The organism is Leptospira sarikeiensis (genome assembly GCF_004769615.1).
Classification (GTDB): domain Bacteria; phylum Spirochaetota; class Leptospiria; order Leptospirales; family Leptospiraceae; genus Leptospira_B; species Leptospira_B sarikeiensis.
Window position 1 is genome coordinate 472,659 of the sequence record NZ_RQGF01000028.1, and the last position, 19,664, is coordinate 492,322.

18 protein-coding genes are annotated in these 19,664 nt (G+C 40.8%); 7 read left to right on the forward strand and 11 right to left on the reverse strand.

Annotated elements, in window-relative coordinates:
- Positions 1 to 453 (reverse strand): 2-amino-4-hydroxy-6-hydroxymethyldihydropteridine diphosphokinase, encoded by a 453-nt coding sequence (folK, locus tag EHQ64_RS13425; protein WP_135650014.1) that lies wholly within the window; start codon positions 451 to 453, stop codon positions 1 to 3.
- Entirely contained in the window at positions 453 to 1,298 is an 846-nt protein-coding gene (locus EHQ64_RS13430; protein WP_135650015.1) for an ATP-binding protein, read from the reverse strand. The genes folK and EHQ64_RS13430 overlap by 1 nt, the downstream gene beginning before the upstream one ends.
- 355 nt (positions 1,299 to 1,653) lie before the next feature.
- Here EHQ64_RS13430 and fcpA point away from each other — a divergent pair, with 355 nt between their 5' ends.
- Positions 1,654 to 2,565, forward strand: a complete 912-nt coding sequence (fcpA, locus tag EHQ64_RS13435; protein WP_135650017.1) for a flagellar coiling protein FcpA — start codon at positions 1,654 to 1,656, stop codon at positions 2,563 to 2,565.
- Positions 2,566 to 2,633: 68 nt separating this feature from the next.
- On the opposite strand, the gene EHQ64_RS13440 is transcribed toward fcpA, so the two are convergent.
- Positions 2,634 to 3,098: an LA_3696 family protein gene (locus EHQ64_RS13440; protein ID WP_135650019.1), complete on the reverse strand. Its 465-nt coding sequence runs from the start codon at positions 3,096 to 3,098 to the stop codon at positions 2,634 to 2,636.
- A 242-nt stretch (positions 3,099 to 3,340) separates the two neighbouring features.
- On the opposite strand from EHQ64_RS13440, the gene EHQ64_RS13445 reads away from it, so the two are divergent.
- Positions 3,341 to 4,960: a flavin-containing monooxygenase gene (locus tag EHQ64_RS13445; protein ID WP_246048764.1), complete on the forward strand. Its 1,620-nt coding sequence runs from the start codon at positions 3,341 to 3,343 to the stop codon at positions 4,958 to 4,960.
- Here the strand turns inward: EHQ64_RS13445 and EHQ64_RS13450 are convergent.
- Genes EHQ64_RS13450 through EHQ64_RS13460 form a run of 3 tightly spaced genes read right to left on the reverse strand, consistent with a single transcriptional unit; the run spans position 4,957 to position 7,683 of the window.
- Positions 4,957 to 5,739: a TlyA family RNA methyltransferase gene (locus EHQ64_RS13450; protein WP_135650021.1), complete on the reverse strand. Its 783-nt coding sequence runs from the start codon at positions 5,737 to 5,739 to the stop codon at positions 4,957 to 4,959. The two genes, EHQ64_RS13445 and EHQ64_RS13450, sit on opposite strands and share 4 nt — an antisense overlap.
- On the reverse strand, positions 5,720 to 6,658 hold the full coding sequence (locus EHQ64_RS13455) for a polyprenyl synthetase family protein (RefSeq protein WP_135650023.1): 939 nt from the start codon (positions 6,656 to 6,658) through the stop codon (positions 5,720 to 5,722). Before EHQ64_RS13455 ends, EHQ64_RS13450 begins: the two co-directional genes overlap by 20 nt.
- The gene (locus tag EHQ64_RS13460) at positions 6,655 to 7,683 is read right to left on the reverse strand and encodes a synaptic vesicle VAT-1 family membrane protein (RefSeq protein WP_135650025.1); all 1,029 of its coding nucleotides are present in this window, start codon (positions 7,681 to 7,683) and stop codon (positions 6,655 to 6,657) included. The genes EHQ64_RS13455 and EHQ64_RS13460 overlap by 4 nt, the downstream gene beginning before the upstream one ends.
- A 102-nt stretch (positions 7,684 to 7,785) precedes the next feature.
- Between EHQ64_RS13460 and EHQ64_RS13465 the strand changes: the two genes are divergently transcribed.
- Positions 7,786 to 8,553 carry an LBF_0142 family lipoprotein gene (locus tag EHQ64_RS13465; protein WP_135650027.1) on the forward strand — a complete coding sequence of 256 codons (768 nt, stop codon included), beginning with the start codon at positions 7,786 to 7,788 and terminating at the stop codon, positions 8,551 to 8,553.
- Between the two features lie 30 nt (positions 8,554 to 8,583).
- On the opposite strand, the gene EHQ64_RS13470 is transcribed toward EHQ64_RS13465, so the two are convergent.
- The 4 genes from EHQ64_RS13470 to EHQ64_RS13485 form a co-directional block, all read right to left on the reverse strand.
- A complete protein-coding gene (locus tag EHQ64_RS13470; RefSeq protein WP_135650029.1) occupies positions 8,584 to 9,369 on the reverse strand; it encodes a dienelactone hydrolase family protein in 786 nt (261 codons plus the stop codon).
- A 128-nt stretch (positions 9,370 to 9,497) separates the two neighbouring features.
- Entirely contained in the window at positions 9,498 to 10,721 is a 1,224-nt protein-coding gene (locus EHQ64_RS13475; RefSeq protein WP_135650030.1) for a hypothetical protein, read from the reverse strand.
- 51 nt (positions 10,722 to 10,772) lie between these two features.
- A complete protein-coding gene (locus tag EHQ64_RS13480) occupies positions 10,773 to 11,273 on the reverse strand; it encodes a GlcG/HbpS family heme-binding protein (RefSeq protein WP_135650032.1) in 501 nt (166 codons plus the stop codon).
- Positions 11,274 to 11,516: 243 nt separating this feature from the next.
- Entirely contained in the window at positions 11,517 to 13,541 is a 2,025-nt protein-coding gene (locus EHQ64_RS13485; protein WP_135650034.1) for a neutral/alkaline non-lysosomal ceramidase N-terminal domain-containing protein, read from the reverse strand.
- A gap of 193 nt (positions 13,542 to 13,734) precedes the next feature.
- Between EHQ64_RS13485 and EHQ64_RS13490 the strand changes: the two genes are divergently transcribed.
- The 4 genes from EHQ64_RS13490 to gcvP all read left to right on the forward strand — a co-directional run bounded on the left by EHQ64_RS13490 (position 13,735) and on the right by gcvP (position 18,785).
- Positions 13,735 to 14,205: a YiiD C-terminal domain-containing protein gene (locus EHQ64_RS13490; protein ID WP_135650036.1), complete on the forward strand. Its 471-nt coding sequence runs from the start codon at positions 13,735 to 13,737 to the stop codon at positions 14,203 to 14,205.
- A gap of 161 nt (positions 14,206 to 14,366) precedes the next feature.
- Entirely contained in the window at positions 14,367 to 15,479 is a 1,113-nt protein-coding gene (gene gcvT, locus EHQ64_RS13495; RefSeq protein ID WP_135650038.1) for a glycine cleavage system aminomethyltransferase GcvT, read from the forward strand.
- Positions 15,480 to 15,494: 15 nt separating this feature from the next.
- Entirely contained in the window at positions 15,495 to 15,887 is a 393-nt protein-coding gene (gcvH, locus tag EHQ64_RS13500) for a glycine cleavage system protein GcvH (protein ID WP_135650040.1), read from the forward strand.
- Between the two features lie 9 nt (positions 15,888 to 15,896).
- Positions 15,897 to 18,785 (forward strand): aminomethyl-transferring glycine dehydrogenase, encoded by a 2,889-nt coding sequence (gene gcvP, locus EHQ64_RS13505; RefSeq protein WP_135650042.1) that lies wholly within the window; start codon positions 15,897 to 15,899, stop codon positions 18,783 to 18,785.
- 84 nt (positions 18,786 to 18,869) lie between these two features.
- On the opposite strand, the gene EHQ64_RS13510 is transcribed toward gcvP, so the two are convergent.
- Entirely contained in the window at positions 18,870 to 19,412 is a 543-nt protein-coding gene (locus tag EHQ64_RS13510; protein WP_135650044.1) for a hypothetical protein, read from the reverse strand.
- Positions 19,413 to 19,664: the final 252 nt, after the last annotated feature.

Sequence of the window (19,664 nt, forward strand, 5' to 3'; positions counted from 1 at the left end):
TCATCCCTCCGAAGGCTCGCCAAAAGCTTGGATCAAGGAACCTTCTCCGAGTTCATTTAAAAGTTCTAATATAAAAGGGCGAGTGAATAGACTATGATGAGGAAGATGTAAACCCTTTTCATGGATTTTCATATCTCCGAAAGAAAGGATATCAATATCGATCACCCTTGGTCCCTTATCTTTTGTTCTGATTCTACCCATTTCATTTTCAATTCCAAGAACAAAATCCAAAAGTTCGCGAGGAGAAAAACTCGTGGAGACTTGGATGAGTTGATTCAGAAAATCCGGTTGATCTACTACTTCCAATGCAGCGGTATTCAAAGGAGTTCCTTTCTTTAAGATCTGAATTTTGGGATCGGATCCTATTCTATGGATCGCATTCGAAAGATAACTTTCTCTATCTCCCAGATTCGTTCCGAGGCAAAGAAATGCTGTATGAAAATTTTTATCCATCAATGAGTTCCGAAAGCGCTATGACTCTCTCGATAATCAGGGCAATCAAGATGAATTATTTCCGCCATTTCCAATAACCTAGAATAAATACGCCCTTCTGCTTTATCCTTCCAGTCTTTGGCTTCAATATTTGAAGTAAGTATTGTAACTTTTTCTTCTTCATATCTCGCATCAATCAGATCGTATAATTGAGAATTAGCCCAATCAGATTCTTTATTTGCCCCGAAGTCGTCTAAAACCAAAACTTCCACATCGGTGAATTGTTTTTTAATCGTCTGCTCCATTCCATGGAGTTCACTTTCTTTCTGATAACTGTCTCGAATGGTGGAAAGAAAGTCTCGATTGATTTTAGCATATCTACATTCAGTTCCGTAACGTAGGATCAACTCGTTCAAGATACCGCAAGCAAGAAGCGTTTTTCCTGAGCCGGTTGCTCCCCATAAATATAAACCTTGTCTAATGGTTCCGGAATTATTCCATTTATTAACCAATGTTTCTGCCCAATCATATGCGGCGAGAAACGAAAGATGTGTAGTATCCATACCTTTTAAAGTGCGATACTTATATTTAGAAGGGATACCCGCCTTCTTCACCAAATACTCAACTTTGCCTAATTCGATCCTAGCGTTATGACAAACACAAGGAAGCATGCGGTTTTGGCTTTCGTCATAGACCATATAAGGAGCCTTTCCCTTACAGGGACAAGATTCTCCTACACAGGAACAAAGTAGCAAAACTCCTGAACTGGAGTTCTTTACGTTTTCCTCCAAAAGAAAACCTACTCCCTCGCAGAATTTACAAGTCGGGGAACCTTCTCGGATCGGGGTTAAATTCTTTAAATTCATGGTCTTTATCCAGACTGAAAGAGCCGGAAGTAAGAGAAAGAAAGAAATCGCAAGACCTCGCATTTCCCAAGAATTACTAAAAATCTGCTGACAAGTTCCGCTTTGGAAAGGATACTGGAGGAGTATTTTGAACGGATTCGAGATACCCATTCTGCGAGGATCTATTTGATTTCGCTAATGGATGGTTGGAAAAAAGCTTTATATTTATGTCCCGTATGGGAGGAAAAATAGTAAATTTTTTCCATTCCAGGTTTATATCTAAAGGTCCCTGACCGATAGTTAAACAGAAGAAAAGGACTTTGCCGTCCTTTTTCTAAATCCTATCTTTGAAAGAGAAGGCACAGGTGTGAGCACTATGAAGGTGATGAAGACTATATTCGTTCTTCTGGCCGTGGTCGGACTCAACCTCTCCTTGTTCGCACAGAACCAAGGGGGGCAGGATACGACAGATGCCAAGGCGGCAGCTGATAAGATCGACGAACTGCTGAAAGGTGAGCTGGTTCCGGAAGACGACGACAAGAATCTAACGGAAGAAGCTAAGAAACGTAAAAAAGAAATCCAGGAGCAGGAAGCGATCTGGAAGAACCCTGACTTCAAAGGTTACGACAAGAACTTCCAAGAACTCCATCAGCTTTCTAAGGCTTTCGCGAACAACAAGTTCCGCCTGGCCCTGACTAGCTATCAATCCGGAGTGAATACCGTCCTCAAGATGAGGGAAGCTGTTGAGCAATACCGTAAAGAAGAGGCGGAAAAGAAACGTCTAGACGAGAAATGGTACTGGCAAAAGGTCGACCGTAAAGCTCGTGAGGATCGTGTCGTTTCCCGTCAAAAACTGGAAGCAAAACAACAAGCATTGAATTATTTCACCAAGGCAATCAACCATTTGGATGAGATCAAGAACCCGGATCTACGTGAACGTGCCGAGTTCAAAAGACTTCTTTCCGATGTTTATAGATCTTGGATTGTCACTGAATACGATCTACAAAACTTACCTCAGTGTATTCCTATATTGGAACTCTACATCGAGGTTAATGATAATGAGAAAGAATACCCAGCTCACAAGTATCTTGCAAGCTGCTACGCTTTCGAAGAAAACATGATCAAAAAATACGGTGGAGCTAGCGAAGACCAGATGTTTAAATTCCGTCACAAGAAAAACATCCACCTTCTCCGCGCTACCGAGCTGAAATATGGAAAGGATTCTCCGGAATACAAACACATCGTTGCTTTGATTAACAAAGACGAAGTGATTTCGGTTCGCCCTTAATCCTCTCTTTTCATTCAATGTAGGAAAAAACCCCGGCTGAAATAGTCCGGGGTTTTTTTATATCTAGATTATTTTACAGCAAAAACAAGTTTGAATAAGGCTAAATAGATCGGGAACACAGCTGCAATTGTAGTACCTATCATCCATCTGGTTTGGACAGAAATCGACTTATGAACATCCGAAATCGCAGCATGTAATTTTGCGATCTCCTTATAGACATCCTTGAATTGTTCCTGTATACCCATAAATCCAGCGTGCATCTCGGCTCTAAGCTCCGCGATCGCGATCCATAACTTACCTGTTTCTTCTTTGATCTCTAATCTTAGTTTTCCGGTCTCCTCTTTGAGTTCCAAGCGGAGTTTGCCAGTTTCCTCCATTAACCGCTTTTCAAATCTTTCAGACACAAACTCTTCCATAAACTTCCTCCCTCCTGCATTTGCCTGATTGATCAATCCGACCAAGGCCTCGGCACCTTCTTCGCCCAAACTATTTCTGAGTGCTTTCGGAACTAGTAATATTGGTTCTGTTGACATAGCGTACCTCTGACTTTTTCTTTTTGCAAGTTTCATTGCGCAAGAAACGGGTCTTTGGGTGAGAAAAGTGGTTCACATTTTTTTAAGATTGTTTTGCAAGAAAGCTGGAATATTGATTTCAAACGACTTTTAGAATAAAAGAAAAACCTGATACATTCCGAAATTTACCAGCATTTCCCGGTCGCAAATCCTAAGATCGGACGATCCTTTTGGAAAAACGAAGTATTCTGTAAGTAAGCAAAATGACCGGGTTAACACCCGGAGAAGAAGGAGAGAAAAACGAAATGGTAGCTCAAACCTTAGAAAAGCCGAACGTAAATCGGAGTTCTGAAGCACAGAAAGTATATGATGCTGTTATCATCGGGACAGGATTCGCAGGTTTATGTATGGGGATCCGTTTAAAAAAATCAGGGATCGATTCTTTTGTGATCCTAGAAAAAGGAAACGGCATTGGAGGAACTTGGAGAGATAATACATATCCAGGGGCAGCCTGCGATGTACAATCCCATCTATATTCTTTTTCATTTGCCCCGAAATCAAACTGGTCCAGACTATTCGGTCCTCAAAAAGAAATTTTACAGTATATGAATGATTGTACGGACCAGTTCGGGATCCGTTCTCATATTCGTACGAATAGCGAAGTAAGCGGCGCTTGGTTCGACGAAAAAGACGGCATATGGGAAATCAGCACAAAAGAAGGAACAACTTATAAAGCGAAAGCAGTCGTAAGTGGAACTGGTGGCTTGAGTAGACCCGTTCTACCGAACATTAAGGGAATAGATACTTTTAAAGGTGCTAAATTTCACTCTGCGAAATGGGACCATAGTTACGATATCCAAGGGAAAACGGTCGCAGTCATCGGTACTGGAGCAAGTGCAATTCAGATTGTTCCAACAATCGCCCCATTAGTCGGAAACCTGAAACTTTTCCAAAGAACTCCAGCATGGATCATTCCAAAACCCGATAGCAATATTGCGGGATCCGTAAAAGGGATCTTTAAGTTTATCCCTCCTCTACGTTGGTTATTTAGAAAAGCGATCTATTGGCTGAATGAGATCGGAGTATTAGCTTTCGCGATCAATCCGAAACTGATGAAAATTTTCGAGAAGTTCGCTAAAAGTTTCATTAAGAAAAGTATTCATAGTGAAGAGCTTCAACAAAAACTCACTCCGAATTATACGATCGGTTGTAAACGTATCCTTCTTTCCAATGATTATTATCCTGCTCTAAATCGGGAGAATGTGGATCTGATCACGGATGGTATCCAGGAGATCACTTCTTCCGGAGTAAAAACCAAGGATGGAAAAGAACATAAAGTAGACGCGATCATATTCGCAACCGGGTTCCAGGCGGCAGAAGCAGTCTCTCCTTTTGAAATTAGAGGAAGAGACGGAAAACTTTTAGCGGATGTTTGGGAAGATGGAGCAGAAGCTTATTTAGGGACCACAGTTTCCGGTTTTCCGAATTTATTCATGATCGTAGGACCAAATACCGGATTAGGTCACAGTTCCATGATCCTGATGATCGAATCCCAAGTCCAATATACCTTACAAGGGATCCGTTACCTACGTAAGAAAAACATAAAGTTTATCGATGTGCGTAAGGACATTCAGGACAAATACAATACCGAGATCCAAAAACGTTTGAGTAAATCCGTCTGGTTAACCGGGGGATGTGTAAGCTGGTACAACACTAGTACCGGACGGAATACAACTCTTTGGCCAGGATTCACTTTCGAATTTAAAGCTAGAACATTCTTCCTTAGTCCAAAAGATTATGAGTTTGTTCGTGTAGATGGAAAGGCAAAACGCCCAGGGATTGGTTCTAGATTCTCAATGGCTTTGAACGCGACTTTCGGTTAAATCGCCCAGTACACCAAAATTTCCCGATTGCCGTCTCTCCCGGTAATCGGGGACTCCTCTAATCGGATCTCTTTCGCACCGATCTCATTTTTCAAAAAGATCAAAAAAGACCGGATCGTTTTCCATCGGATCCAAGGGTCTTTCAAAACTCCTTTTTCTAAATACCTAGCTTCTGTCTCGAATTGAGGCTTGAATAAACTTACGATTTTCCAATCGATCGTCGGGTTTTCTTTTTTCAGTTCGGAAACTGTAGGAAGAACAACTCTCAAGGAAATAAAACTCAGATCCATCACCAAAAACATTTCATTCGGAAACTTCCGATCCGTCTTTTCTCTCCACATAGAAGAAAGAAGAGCCCAACTCGTGTCTCGAATATGAAAACGATCTCGAACGGAAACCTTAGGGTCCATTGCGATCTTAGAAGCCATCTGCCCGTAACCAACATCGAATGCAAAAACGAACTCAGCCCCTTCTTCCAATAAAACTTGAGTGAATCCTCCGGTAGAAGCTCCCCAATCCAGACAAAGTTTTCCCTGAAGAGAAATATTCCATTTTTTGAATGCTTCTTTTAGTTTGTAGGCTCCCCTACTTACATATTTAGGAATAATCTCTCGTATCCTGACTTCGGAAGACTCATTTACCAAGACGCCTACTTTATCGGATATTCTATCATTTACGAGCACAGAACCGGATAAGATCAGACTTCTAGCCTTGGAAAGATCTTCTGCAAGACCCTTCTTCAAAACTAATTCATCTAATCTAATTTTTTCTTTTGCCAATGTTGGAAGGTAAGGATTTAAAAAAATCCGCGAATTCGGAATTTCCAGTTTCAGAAGAGGGAAGATCCAATTCGGAACCTAATCCTTCTAATTCAGAAACTAATTCTGAAACCATTCTTTTGCAAACATCCATTCCATATAAAGATGGATAAGTGATCTTTCCGGACTTACCATCTTTGCCCGGAGTTTTTCCTAGATCCTCTTTGGTTCCCTCTATATCTAGAATATCATCCGTGATCTGAAATAATAACCCTAGCTTGGCACCGTATTCTGCAATAGTCGCGGATCTAATTTTATAATCGGATCTCAAACGATTTCCCATCAGAAAGGAAGCTTGGATCAATGCTCCCGTTTTCAGTCGATGGGTCAAAGAAAGTAATTCTTCCTTTGTTCCTTGCAAAGAAGAAGGATTCCTTTCTAGTAGGAGATCATACATTTGCCCGGAAACCATTCCTTGCGCTCCGGCCCCTTTTGCCAAAAGACTTACCAAGTCTTTATGTAAATTCGGGTCGGAAGAACGGATCTTGGTCAGCCAATCGAATGCATACGCTTGCAAAGCATCTCCCGCAAGGATAGCGGTCGCTTCGGAAAATTGTTTATGAAGAGAAGGTTTGCCTCTTCTAAAATCATCATCATCCATACTAGGAAGATCATCATGGATCAAACTATAGGTATGAACAAATTCTAATGCTGCTCCAATACAAAGAGAATCCTCGTCTATCTTTCCGAAAGATGCAAATGCCAAAATAGGACGAAGTCTTTTACCGCCAGCTCTTAAACTATATTCCATAGCGTCCGCAAGTTCAGGAGCGGATTCTTTTTGAAATACACGATAAACGTTTTCTAAATAATCTTCAAAACGATCTTTAGAACGTTTTAATATAGAAGAAAGTTCGTTTCTTTCCGTTTGGTTTGTCATTTTCCTGATTCGACCGTGATCACCACTTTGCCGGTAGTATTTCCGGTTTGAAAATGTCTTACTGCATCCGGAAGATCCACGAAAGGATATACCGAACCGATATGTGGAGGATCTAAGTTTAATTTTAAAAGTGCTTTAAGATGGGTCGTAAGCTCATCTATTTTTTCATACAACCAGATCAGATTAAAACCCATAACAGCCTTATTATCAGAAACAATTTCCAGAGTATCCACTTTAGGTCTTGTCAAATATCTCCAAGCCAAAGTCAGCCAATTCACTTTGTCCCCTTGGCTCATAAAAGAAGCGGAACCGTATACAACCATTCTCCCCATAGGAGCTAAAGTTTCGTAACTGGATTTGAAAATTTTACCGCCGATACATTCTAAAACCAAATGTAATTCTCTTCCACCTAAGGCGGTTTTTAATTCTTCCGGAAAACGAGAAGATCGAATGATCCAAGCATCATATCCTTCTTTTTCCAAAAGTGAAATTTTAGAATGATTACCTACGGAACCTAAGGTCCAAGCCCCGAACTTCTTCGCGATCCTGTTCGCATAAATTCCGACCCCGCCTGCAGCGCTATGGATCAAAACGTTTTGTCCCTTTCTTAAATCTCCTAAAGGTAGAAGAGCATAATAAGCAGTAAGTCCTTGAACTAAAAACCCTGCTCCTTGTTCGTAACTCCATTTGGATGGAAGAGGAAAAATATAACGAGCATCTATATTTAAATGATCCGTATAAGCCCCAAAGCGGGTCACTCCCATGACCTTATCATTCTTTTTGAAGTTTTTAACCTTCTTTCCTACAGCGATAATTTTTCCTGAGTATTCCAAACCGGGAATAAAAGATCCTTTTGGAGTGGCGCTATACAATCCTTGGATCGCAAAAATGTCCGCAAAATTCAGACCGATCGCCTTAATTTCAACGGTTACTTCATTGTCTTGAGGAGGAGATAATTCCTCTTCTTTTCTTTCAAGGGAATCCAAAGATCCTTTGGTATCGACTCTATATACGGAGCGAATCATGAGGGCATTCTGCTCTTTTAATTCCGTTCCTAAAAGGAAAAAATGTTTTTTTTGAGAATTCTTTCCTGATCAAAAGAAATAGTCTAAACTCCGAAGGAATATATGAAACGCCAATTTCTCTTTCTAAAAATGGAACTATTCGCAATTCCCCTTTGTTTAGTTATATGGAATTGCAGTTTGTCCGATCTCAGAGATCCTTCTTTCCCTATCCAAGAATACAATCAAAGGAAGGCGAAAGCCCTTGTATCTGAGATCAATATTCCAAAGGACCTGAAAGTAGCGATCCGAGGAAAAGATATTTGGAATTCAGATTTTATCCGTTTATTCACCCCTGTCTCAGAAAATGAGCAATATTATCGAGCTTGGCTAGATTTGAATACGGGAGATTTAGATCTGGAATTCATGGGCAAAGATAGAAAGACTTTCAGGAAGATCGGAAATACATATTTTGAGAAAACTGATGATGGGAAGGAGATCCAAACATCAGGATTGACTTCTATCTATTTAGGATCATTTGCACTTTATATTCGATTACCTTATATTATTTCTAAGTTCCCCATTCTTTCTTATATAGGGTCTCAAAAATTGGATCAGCAAGAATTTGACCTAATATTCGCTTCCGAAGAAGTTATTCAACCATCCGTAAACAGTAATCAATACGTATTTTATATTGAGAAAAAAGAAAAACGCATCAAATACATTCAATTCACATATAGAGAAGTTTCTAAGAGTTATATCGGATTTTTAGAATATGTAGGAGAAACCGAAGTAAATGGCGTATCTATGCCGAGAGAGATCTATATAAGAGATTCTTTAGGATCAAAGGACTTCGTTCATAAAATCGAAATTTCAAAGTTAGCCAGAGAATAAGCGGGAGATTTTTACTCCCGCAATAATATCTTACTTAGAAGGGAAAATTTCTTTTAAGAAACTTTTTAACTCCAACCAAGAACGTTTATCCGCTTTTTCATTATAAGCTGCGCCCTTAGAGTTATCATTTCCAGCTTCTTTGATCGTAAAAGAATGAACTGCCCCACCGTAAGAAACGAATTGCCAGTCAACTCCAGCTTTTCTCATTTCTTCTTGGAATGCAGAAACTTCGTCGGGTTTTACGAAAGGATCATCCGCTCCATGAAGAGCCAGGACCTTACCTTTAATGTTCTTAGCATCGTCCGCTTTTGGAGTGGAAAGTCCTCCGTGAAAACTAATCGTTCCTTTTAAAGGAGCTCCACTTCTGGCAAGTTCCAGAGCGGCCGTCCCACCGAAACAATATCCTAAGATCGCTACACTATTCTGATCTACACCTGGTTGAGATTTAAGAGTGTCTAATGCAGCTTGGCCTCTCGCTCTGAGTAATTTACGATCCCCTTCTCTAAAGGATGCGGCTAATTTGGAAGCTTCTTCCATTGATTTAGGGCGAGCACCTTTTCCGTAAATATCTGCGGCAAAAGCAACGTAACCTAATTCCGCCAATTGTTCTGCACGTGCCTTGGTATTTTCTCCCAATCCCATCCAATCATGAACGAGTACGATTCCAGGAGCCTTCTTTGCTCCTTCCGGATAAGCAACAAAACCTTCTAAAACAGTGTCCCCTTGTTTATACTCTACGATCTGTGATTTGACCTTCGCAGATAATGCGTTCGTCGCTATAAGAAACGCTATACTGAACCAAATAATTTTTTTCATTCTTTTATTCCTCGGGAATCATCCCGTATAAAAATGAAAATAGATAATTCAATCGCTCTAAATAGAAAGCGAAAAACAAATTAAGTATGTAAAGAATTACATTCTCTAACTAAAAGTTTAAATCCGAGTTAGAAATAGACAACTCTTAGATCCAAACCGCCGTGAGTGATATGAACGGTATGTAATTTGGAATGAACCCCTTTCAAGAAAGAAGACCATGACTCTTCGTCAGGACATAGGACGAAACCTGAGATCTCTGTCGGGAGTTCCCACCAGTCCTTCAAAACTTCTGCGATTTTTCTGTACAAACCTGAGTTGGAACCGTTCTGGATCCGCAAACCATACGGTGGATTGAGAGGCATCCAAATCTTTCCGGGTTTGCCTGTTTTTTCCCAAACATCTTTGGAAGAAAAAGAGAAAAAGTCACCTTCAGAACCTTGGACATTGATTTCTTTTTCAGGTTCTAAGTTATTTAGAAAATCCTGATATTCTTCATTTCTTTCCTTAAGATAAGAAAAAACTTCAGGTTCTGAATCATTGAACCAAATTCGCAAAGATCCTGTTTTGCCCATAGAAATGATTTTCTTTCTTAAAAAGTCCCAACTAGGTCCGGGAAAATCTTCCAGATCCTGAAACATATAATTCCGATCCAAATGCGGAAATCCGATCCTATGGATCAAAGAAGAAGATTCCCAAATAAAAGTCCCAGAACCCGCAAACGGAACAAAGACTGCATCCGGATTTGACATTTTCTTTTCTAATAGATGCAAGAGGAAAACTGCAGTATCTTCCCGAACAGGAGCGGACTTGGAGAGAGGTTTAAAATTTCCTCTTTTGAATAAAGGCGAGCCTGCTAAACTTAAGGAAAGGATCAGATCTTCTCCCAAAGCAAGCGCATTCAATTCTGTTCTTTTTGGATTATTTTCAGAAGGTTCTGAATAAGACTCTTCCCATAGAGATTGCAATTCCTCTCTGGAAACGTCAGTTCTCCCACGAACCTGAGGATGAAAATTCACTTCCCACCCTGGAGGCAAAAGTCCGGATTCTTTTAATTTTTCGAGTAAACCGGAAAAAGAAAACTTTTGGGTAAAAGGGAATTTTCCTAAATTCAAACGAAAATCTCGGGCCCAAGGAACTCGGACCAAAACCTCTAAGGCTTGTCGAAAATTCGTTTTTTCTAATATAAACTTCTCCGGAAAAACTTTGAACTCCGGAGTATGATTTCTAGGAAGAAATGGATCGGAAATGATCCCTGCTAAAACGGACTCGGTCTCTTTTGCAGAACCTGGCGGAAGTAGGAATTCCCACCTACGAGGTTGCCCCGCTTTAAACTTAGGAAATTTCCAATCCATAGAGTTACTCTTTCAAAATCAATTCTCCGGGAAAGGGAAAAAGTAAAAAGTCTATTTAGAACTTAAGGCCGCAACTCCTGCCTTCGCAACTTGTCCATCCTGAGTGGATTGTGCTCCTGAAACCCCGATGGCTCCGATGATCTTTCCATCCAGAAGGATCAATTCTCCTCCTTCCAAAGGAAACACTCCAGGAACGGAAAGAAGTCTTAAGCCGATCCCGCCTTTTTCAATAGCTTCTTCCAAAGCCCTGCTAGGTCGTTTAAAGTTATTTGCAGTCGACGCCTTTCCCTTTGCGATCTCGATTGAGCCAACCTGTGTGTTGTCCATCTTTTGGAATAACACTAGATTTCCTCCGGTATCTACTACCGCGATTGCCATATTCCATTGGTTCTTCTTCGCTTCGGCTTCTGCGGCAGCGATCACCTTTTTTGCCTGTTCTAAATTGATATTTTGTCCGTAAGTTAAAGTCTGTGCCTGGGTCACTCCGATCCCTCCAAAAAATGCGAAACACAAAATTGTTGTACGTATCTTATTCAAATAATTGGTTTTCAAAAAATTCTCCTTAAACGTAGGAACTCTCACTTCGAATAATCGAAGATGGGGCCTGGTATTTTAGTTTTGGATTTTTGTCTTGGGCCGAACCGGTGAATGCAAGACTGATGAAGGTAGGACAAAAAACGAATACTCGTCTTTTGTAAGTTAAGAGGTCGCCGAAAGAGCTCCGGCAACCTTTATAATTTGAATGAAAAGAATCTCTTTGTCAAGAAAAAAGAAATTCTTCTCCTTTTTGGGATCTTAGAACTCTGGTGAGTGGAATTTTACCTGACCAGAACGAGGACGGATCGCAAATCTATATTTACGTTTTGCGTTTTGTTCCGGGTTGAACCAACGAACTTGATAAACCGCCATTCCTTTTCCAGTGTTCGAAGTTTTTTTCACTTCGATATCTACTCCCTTGTCGTCTACAGGTTCTCCGTCTTGGATAAGCTCCTTCCAATCGCCGGAACCTTCTTTGTATTCGATCGAAACCAAAGATTCGTGAAGAGAAATTTCAGAAACACCAACATCTTTATAACGGAAGACCCAATGTTTTTCCAGATTCTCTTCTGCAAGGATCAATTCCGGAGACTCGACTAATTCTCTAGTTCCTTCCGATTTTTCAGGTTCAGGAAATCTATCAGAACGATCTAACTCGTATGTCCAAGAAGCCGGGAAAGCCTCTTTACCGCCTGCTGCAGGAAGATTTTTTGTAAGGTCTGCGAGATGAGCCTGTAAGAAAGGCTGAGTTGCAGGTCCATACAATGTATGACCTCCTTCATAATGCTGACGAGTGTATTCTTCCGGAGTAGTAACGTATCCGAAGTAACCATTTGCACAACTGATCACGGAAGCATTTTTGATCGGTTGAGAACTGGATTTTAATGCGTCTTCTACGAATCTTTTTCCGGATTCTTTCGTTACTTCGAAAGGAACAGGAAGAAGAAGTGTGTCCGCAATTTTCACGGATTGTAGAAGAAGTTTATGAGGGAATTTGGATTTTGGAAGAACGATCGGTTGTAGATATTTAAAACCTACGATTCTTTTATGACCTTGGCATCCTCCGGTTAAGAACCAACGAGGCCAACCTTCTGCAAAGAATGGAAGCCAATTCAACACTGGAGTCAGACCATCTTCTGCACCGCCAGTCAAAGCTGTTCCTACATAAGGACGATCGCAAATCTCTACTTCGCCTATCTTTTGGTTTTCATATAGATCCACTTCTCTAGTATTAAAAGAAAGATTTGCATCTCCGCTCAGGGAGTTTTGGAGGGAATCAAAAAGTTTTGCCGCCTCTTCTCCAATTGCTTCTCCGATCCTTCTGGATTCGATGAAACCTTGCATGTCTTCTCTATAATCAGGAGAGTTATCTCCATGAGTTGAGTTGTTCAATGCATGGATCGGATCCCAGCTAGGTTTAAAATCTTTGCGAATCTTTTTTTCCAGAATTCTTGTAGGATACGCGAATACATCCGCATTCGCTACATCATTAGAATCAGGCACAGTAGTTCCATGCACTGAGAATGTAGAAAAAGCACCGAGAGGTTTATATCTTCCGTCTTTATCTTGAGCATCAATACGGATCATTACTAGATCAGGATTGATTGCTTGGTATTGGATCTCAGGTTTTAAATCTTCGAAACCTGAGTTCTTATTCGCCCTATACGCATCCAAGGATCTATTTCTTGTCAGTCCCCAAATTGCAGTTTTTCCGGAAGCGATCTTCGCAGGTTTTGCGGATTTATAAGCCTCTTCTACGCCTACAGTCAAGCGATCCAAAACGAAGTCTGTCCAACCCTTGTCAAAGCCTGGTTTATTAGATGCAAACTCGTTATAAAAATTATTATCGTAGAAGTTCGCAGGAGCGGAATGTGTATGAGTTCCTGCAAATACGATCCCGCCGAATGAAATATCGGTTTTAGCTGCTAAACGTTCTGCGAGCAAATGATGGATCAAAAGTGATCCGGAAAGGAGATCGCTTTGGATCAATACAACAGGTTCATTTGCATCTTTTCTAATATAGAAGATCCTGGCATAAATACGTGTACGAAATCCTTTTTCGGTTTCGGCCATTTTAGAATAACCAGCCAAAGGTAAACCAGGAGGAGGTGTTAAGTCCACCTTGGAAATTCCTGCAACCAGACCTTTGGTCTTGGAAGCGATTTCTGGTTTTTTATAGGAGATCTTGTATTCGGCGACAGTGCCGCAGGACATCGTCGCTAAGATCAGAAGGATCGAGATTAGATACGGTTGAATTTTCTTCACAATTTGTTTCGGTTTCATTCCCCCTCCGGGAATTCTCTGGTTTTTTTAGCCTCTACTTGCTATCAGAAGGAATACTTCTTAGCAAGAATTTTCGGATGTAAGTATGATATCGATCGGTCTTACAAACCAATTATATTCTCCAAAAATCGCTCGGATTTTTAGGCCTCCTATTAGTTTGGGATAAAATAAGAAATATATTCAGGAATCAAATATGCCGTCCCTGTCGGACATCCTACAAAGACTTAAATTTCGTTTTTTCAACTATTACCCTCCTTACCTCGGAGCAGGAATTAAAGTAAGAGCGTTGAACAAAGAAGGAACATCTTTCGAAAGTTCAATGAAACTTACCCTTTTAAATAAAAACTACGTCGGTACACAATTCGGTGGATCTCTTTATTCCATGTGTGATCCATTCTATATGTTTATCTTAATGGAACATTTAGGATCTGCATATTTGGTTTGGGACAAAGCCGCGACTATACGATTTCTCAAACCGGGAGAAGGAAAAGTAAAAGCAGAGTTCACGATCCCAAAAGAGAAGATCCAAGAGATAAAAGAAGAAGTGGATCGTAAAAGGAAAATAGACGTTACTTTTACGGCTCAGATCGTTGACGTTAAGACTGGAAAACTTATCGCGGAAGTAGATAAGGTAATTTACGTCAGAAGAAAACTGAAAGAATAGAAACCGCCCAAATTTCGTCACTATATTCGAACTCGGATCGAATATCTCTTAAGAGCTTGCTTGGCAGAATGATTCCAAGCAAGAGTACGCAAATCTTTCCAAAGGGTCCCTAAAATTGTTTTTCCCCATAAACTCGGGTGAAATGATGGCCCCAAACGCTTATGTCCCAATGGAAAACGACCCCTCTGTACGAGGAACATAAATCTTTAGGCGCAAAGATGATCCCTTTCGGCGGTTGGGACATGCCTGTACAATATTCCGGAATCATCGCGGAGCATACCGCGACTAGAGAAGCTGCCGGTTTATTCGACGTTTCTCATATGGGAGAAATTTTTATCGAAGGAGAAGCTCAAAATATTCTGGGCTTCTTAGAATCCGTGACCTGTAACTCCGTTTCTTCCTTAGCAAACGGACAAGTTCAGTACAACGCAATCATCAACGAGCAAGGCGGACTCGTAGACGATATCACTCTATACAAGTTTAACGATCAAAAATACATGATCTGTGCCAATGCATCCAATGTGGATTCCGTTTACGAGTATCTCAAAAAATATGTTCCTAGTTCCTTAAAACTCGAGAACCAAAGTGCAAACTGGCATCAGATAGCGATCCAAGGTCCCAAAGCGGATACTATTCTTTCATCTTATCTAAAATCGGATCTAAGCAAGATCGGATATTATAAATTCTCGTTATTCCCTTTTGAGGGAGAAGAGATCATTCTTTCCAGAACAGGCTATACTGGTGAAGACGGATTCGAGATCTATAGTTCCAACAAACTAGGTGTAAAACTCTGGAAAGAACTTTTGGAATTCGGTAAGAAGGACGGGCTTCTTCCAGTAGGTCTTGGAGCAAGAGACACACTTCGTATCGAAGCAAAATATCCTTTATACGGCCATGAGCTAGACGACTCCAGAAGCCCGATCCAATCCGGGATCGGCTGGATCGTAAAAGAAAAGAATGTTCCTTTTCCACATTACGATAAAATTATCTCCGAAAAAAAACAAGGACCTAAACAAAGGATCGTAGCATTCGAATTACAAGAGGCAGGGGTTCCAAGAGAAAACATGCCTGTCTTGGATCCAGAAGGAAAAAATATAGGGATCACAACTTCCGGTACCTTCTCCCCTTCCTTAAAAAAGGGGATCGGACTCGCATTGATCGACTCTGAAAAGATCAAACATGGAGAATCGATCCAAATCGAGATCCGTGGTCAGGCAAAATCTGCAATCGTATTCACCCAATCTTTCATTCCGGGAAGCATTCGGAAAAATTAAACTAAGGATTTTCAAATGGCAGTAACTAACGCACCTCCAGGGTACAAGTTCACAGAAAAACACGAATGGGTAAAAGTAGAAGGAGACACCGCATTGATCGGTATTTCCGATTATGCCCAAGCGGCCCTTGGAGACATCGTTTTCGTGGATCTTCCTAAAGTAGGAAAATCGATCAAACAATTCGATTCATTCGGAACTATCGAGTCGGTAAAAGCCGCGGAAGATTTATATGCTCCGATCAGCGGAGAAGTAGTCGAAGTAAATGGGAACCTCTCCAAAAATCCTGCGGAAGTGAATTCAAATCCTTTCGGTTCTTGGATGATCCGTATCAAAGGGATCAGTTCTTCCGAGGTGGAAAAACTTTTGGACCCTGAATCATATAGAGAACTTGTAAGCAAACTGGATTAGGAAAATAGAATGAGTACGGCAACTTGGAACGAATCCGGCAAACAGACTGAAATGAAGAATACTCTAGACCCTTTAGATACTTTCCCAAGACGCCATATCGGCCCTGACGAAGATCAAATCAAGGACATGCTTTCCGCTCTAGGATTGTCCGGTTTAGAAGAATTGATTGCTAAAGCAATTCCGGAAGGGATCCGCTTGGACAAAGCATTAGATCTTCCAAAAGCCTCTACCGAAAGAAAGATCTTAAAAGATCTGAAAGAGATCGCTTCTAAAAATAAAGTTTATCGTTCCTATATCGGATCCGGTTACCAAGCAAGCGTAATGCCTGGAGTTATCCAAAGAAATATTCTAGAAAATCCAGGCTGGTATACTGCTTACACTCCTTACCAAGCAGAAATTTCCCAAGGAAGGCTCGAGGCACTTTTAAATTTCCAAACCATGATCATGGACTTGACCGGAATGGAAATCGCAAACGCTTCTCTATTGGATGAAGCTACTGCAGCTGCAGAAGCGGTTTTTTTAGCATTCGGGATCAGGAAGAATGAAACTTCTAAATTATTATTCATCTCCGAGTTATGCCATCCTCAAACCATTGACGTGGTCCGTACTAGAGCGATCCCGCTCGGAATCGAAGTAAAAGTAGGAAATCATCTACAAGCAGAACTGAACGAAGACTATTTTGCAGTTTTAGTTCAATACCCTGGAACGGAAGGAACGATCTATAATTACGAAAGTTTCTTTCAACTCGCTCATAATGTTGGAGCTCATACAATCTGTGCTGCGGATCTATTAGCTCTTACTGTATTAAAAGCTCCCGGAGAATTCGGAGCGGATATGGCTGTAGGAAGTTCCCAAAGATTCGGGCTTCCTTACGGATTTGGCGGGCCTCATGCAGGGTATTTCGCAACCAAAGACGAATTCAAAAGAAACATGCCTGGAAGACTGGTTGGAGTTTCTAAAGACAGCCAAGGAAATCCAGGACTAAGGCTTTCTCTCCAAACAAGAGAACAACATATCCGAAGAGATAAGGCTACTTCTAATATTTGCACTGCCCAAGTTTTATTAGCAGTACTTTCTTCCATGTATGCAGTATATCACGGACCTAAAGGTTTAAAAGAGATCGCCCTTAGAGTCCATAGATTGACCGAAACTCTGGCAAAAAATCTGGAGAAAGCCAACTTCAATATCTCCAATAAAACATTCTTCGATACGATCGTTTTGGATCTTGGAGCAAAAGTTCAGTCCTACTTAGATGCAGCAAATAAGAAAGGGATCAACTTCAGAGATCTTGGCTCCGGAAAAATTGCAATCGCTTTGGATGAAACTGTAGAAGTTTCCGATTTAGAAGATATTCTTTCCGTATTCGGGATATCTAAGATAGATCTTTCCTTAGAAGGAATTTCTATCCCGAAAGAATTCGAAAGAATATCCGAGTATCTTTCTCATCCAGTATTCAATTCTCATCATACAGAAACTAAGATGCTTCGATATATTCGGAAGCTGGAATCTAGAGATCTTTCTCTTACAACATCCATGATCCCTCTTGGTTCTTGCACAATGAAATTGAATGCGACCGTGGAAATGTTCCCGGTTACATGGCCTGAATTTTCCAATATTCACCCTTTCGCACCTGCAAACCAAACGGAAGGTTACCTCACTGTCTTTTCTCAATTAGAGTCTTGGTTATCTCAAGTCACAGGATTTCCAGGGATCTCCTTGCAACCGAATGCAGGTTCTCAAGGAGAATACGCAGGACTTTTGGCGATCAGAAATTATCATATTAGCCGAGGCGACCAAGACAGAAATATCTGCTTGATCCCAATCTCCGCTCACGGAACCAATCCAGCTTCTGCTGCAATGGTAGGTTTTAAAGTGGTAGTAGTTGCTTGCGATTCAGAAGGAAACGTAGATCTGGACGATCTAAAAGCAAAGGCAAAGGAACATTCTAAAAATTTAGCCGCTCTGATGATCACCTACCCTTCCACTCATGGAGTGTATGAAGAACCGATCAAAGAGATCTGTGCAATCGTTCATGAGAATGGCGGTCAGGTCTATATGGACGGAGCAAACATGAACGCCCAAGTAGGGATCACAAGACCTGCAAATATTGGTGCAGATGTTTGCCATTTGAACTTACACAAAACTTTCTGTATTCCTCACGGAGGAGGAGGGCCAGGGGTTGGACCGATTGGAGTCGCAGAACATCTGAAACCTTTCCTACCTGGCCACCCACTCGTAAATAATGGAACCGGAAACGAACATGGCGCCGTATCTGCTGCTCCTTGGGGAAGTGCAAGTATCGTTTTGATCTCTTGGGTCTATATCGCTCTATTAGGAACCGAAGGATTAGAAAATGCAACCAAGGCTGCGATCTTAAACGCGAACTATATCGCAAAACGTTTAGAGAATTATTTCCCTGTCCTCTACAAAGGAAAAAACGGATTCGTCGCTCACGAGTGCATCGTAGACGTAAGGCCTTTCAAAAAAACAAGCGGTGTCGAAGTAGAAGATATCGCAAAACGTTTGATGGATTATGGATTCCACGCACCTACAATGTCTTTCCCAGTTCCCGGAACTCTAATGATAGAACCGACGGAATCGGAATCTCAGGAAGAATTGGATCGTTTCTGTGAAGCAATGATCTTAATTCATGAAGAGATCAAGGAAATAGAAGAAGGGAAAGCCGATCCTAAAGATAACGCTTTGAAAAACGCACCTCACACTTCAGCAATGGTGATTTCAGATTCGTGGGATCATACATATTCTAGAGAAAAAGCTGCCTATCCTGCTCCTTGGACAAAAGAGCATAAGTTCTGGCCGTATGTAGGAAGAATTGATAATGTATACGGAGACAGGAACCTAGTGTGTTCTTGTTTGCCTCCGGAAGCTTATCTCTAATTCAAAGTTCCTACATACAGTTCAGATAAAAAAAGACCGGATGTTCTCCGGTCTTTTTGTTTTAAAAAGGATTAAAGATAAGAGTTAATCGTCTTTCTTCTTCTTTTTAGATTTTTTGGACTTCTTTGAATCTTTGTCATCATCGTCGTCTTTGTCTTTTTTAGACTTCTTTGACTTTTTAGATTTTTTATCATCGTCATCGTCCTTATCCTTTTTGGACTTCTTAGAATCTTTGTCATCATCGTCGTCTTTGTCTTTCTTGGACTTCTTGGATTCTTTATCATCATCCTCGTCCTTTTCTTTTTTAGCCTTTTTCTTTTTCTTAGGCTCGTCTTTATCGTCGTCATCGTCCTCTTTCTCTTTGGACTTTTTGACTTTCGACTTTTTAGGCGCGTCTCCGCTATCGGAAGCCTTTCCAGGTTTCGCCCTACAATATGCGTCTACATTTGTTCCGTCTTGTTTTGTATAACCGGATACCCAAGTACAATCCGAATCCGATTCACATTGGCCTTTAGATAGACCTTGGCATTGGGATTCCGCAGAAACAGATACGCCGCTGAAAAGAAGTAAACCTACAAATACGAGGCTAGTGATAAGTTTAAAAAGATATATCGGCTTACGATACATTCTATCGACTCCTAAATCGAAATAGTTCGGCAAGATTGTCAGTTCGGAAAGAATTTGCGATCCTGAAATACTCGTTCGCAAAAAATAATTTCATAAGTTTTTGCTACATAAATTTTCGAATATCTTACAAACAAGTTTAGGTTCAAAGTATCTCTGAGATGAATACCTTTCGACTTGAGATCCGATTTCAAAAGAGATAAAGAAATGAAATAGAAGAAGCAAAGGTTTGAGTATAAAATAGTCCAATAAAAC

What these genes read in the sequence shown, in the direction of transcription:
- EHQ64_RS13455 (WP_135650023.1), bottom strand. Translation starts at nt 6,658, where the DNA reads ATGACAAACCAAACGGAAAGAAACGAACTTTCTTCTATATTAAAACGT.
- gcvP (WP_135650042.1), top strand. Translation starts at nt 15,897, where the DNA reads ATGAGTACGGCAACTTGGAACGAATCCGGCAAACAGACTGAAATGAAG.
- EHQ64_RS13440 (WP_135650019.1), bottom strand. Translation starts at nt 3,098, where the DNA reads ATGTCAACAGAACCAATATTACTAGTTCCGAAAGCACTCAGAAATAGT.
- EHQ64_RS13510 (WP_135650044.1), bottom strand. Translation starts at nt 19,412, where the DNA reads ATGTATCGTAAGCCGATATATCTTTTTAAACTTATCACTAGCCTCGTA.
- EHQ64_RS13475 (WP_135650030.1), bottom strand. Translation starts at nt 10,721, where the DNA reads ATGGATTGGAAATTTCCTAAGTTTAAAGCGGGGCAACCTCGTAGGTGG.
- fcpA (WP_135650017.1), top strand. Translation starts at nt 1,654, where the DNA reads ATGAAGGTGATGAAGACTATATTCGTTCTTCTGGCCGTGGTCGGACTC.
- EHQ64_RS13465 (WP_135650027.1), top strand. Translation starts at nt 7,786, where the DNA reads ATGAAACGCCAATTTCTCTTTCTAAAAATGGAACTATTCGCAATTCCC.
- EHQ64_RS13445 (WP_246048764.1), top strand. Translation starts at nt 3,341, where the DNA reads ATGACCGGGTTAACACCCGGAGAAGAAGGAGAGAAAAACGAAATGGTA.
- folK (WP_135650014.1), bottom strand. Translation starts at nt 453, where the DNA reads ATGGATAAAAATTTTCATACAGCATTTCTTTGCCTCGGAACGAATCTG.
- EHQ64_RS13485 (WP_135650034.1), bottom strand. Translation starts at nt 13,541, where the DNA reads ATGAAACCGAAACAAATTGTGAAGAAAATTCAACCGTATCTAATCTCG.
- gcvH (WP_135650040.1), top strand. Translation starts at nt 15,495, where the DNA reads ATGGCAGTAACTAACGCACCTCCAGGGTACAAGTTCACAGAAAAACAC.
- EHQ64_RS13460 (WP_135650025.1), bottom strand. Translation starts at nt 7,683, where the DNA reads ATGATTCGCTCCGTATATAGAGTCGATACCAAAGGATCTTTGGATTCC.
- EHQ64_RS13470 (WP_135650029.1), bottom strand. Translation starts at nt 9,369, where the DNA reads ATGAAAAAAATTATTTGGTTCAGTATAGCGTTTCTTATAGCGACGAAC.
- gcvT (WP_135650038.1), top strand. Translation starts at nt 14,367, where the DNA reads ATGTCCCAATGGAAAACGACCCCTCTGTACGAGGAACATAAATCTTTA.
- EHQ64_RS13490 (WP_135650036.1), top strand. Translation starts at nt 13,735, where the DNA reads ATGCCGTCCCTGTCGGACATCCTACAAAGACTTAAATTTCGTTTTTTC.
- EHQ64_RS13430 (WP_135650015.1), bottom strand. Translation starts at nt 1,298, where the DNA reads ATGAATTTAAAGAATTTAACCCCGATCCGAGAAGGTTCCCCGACTTGT.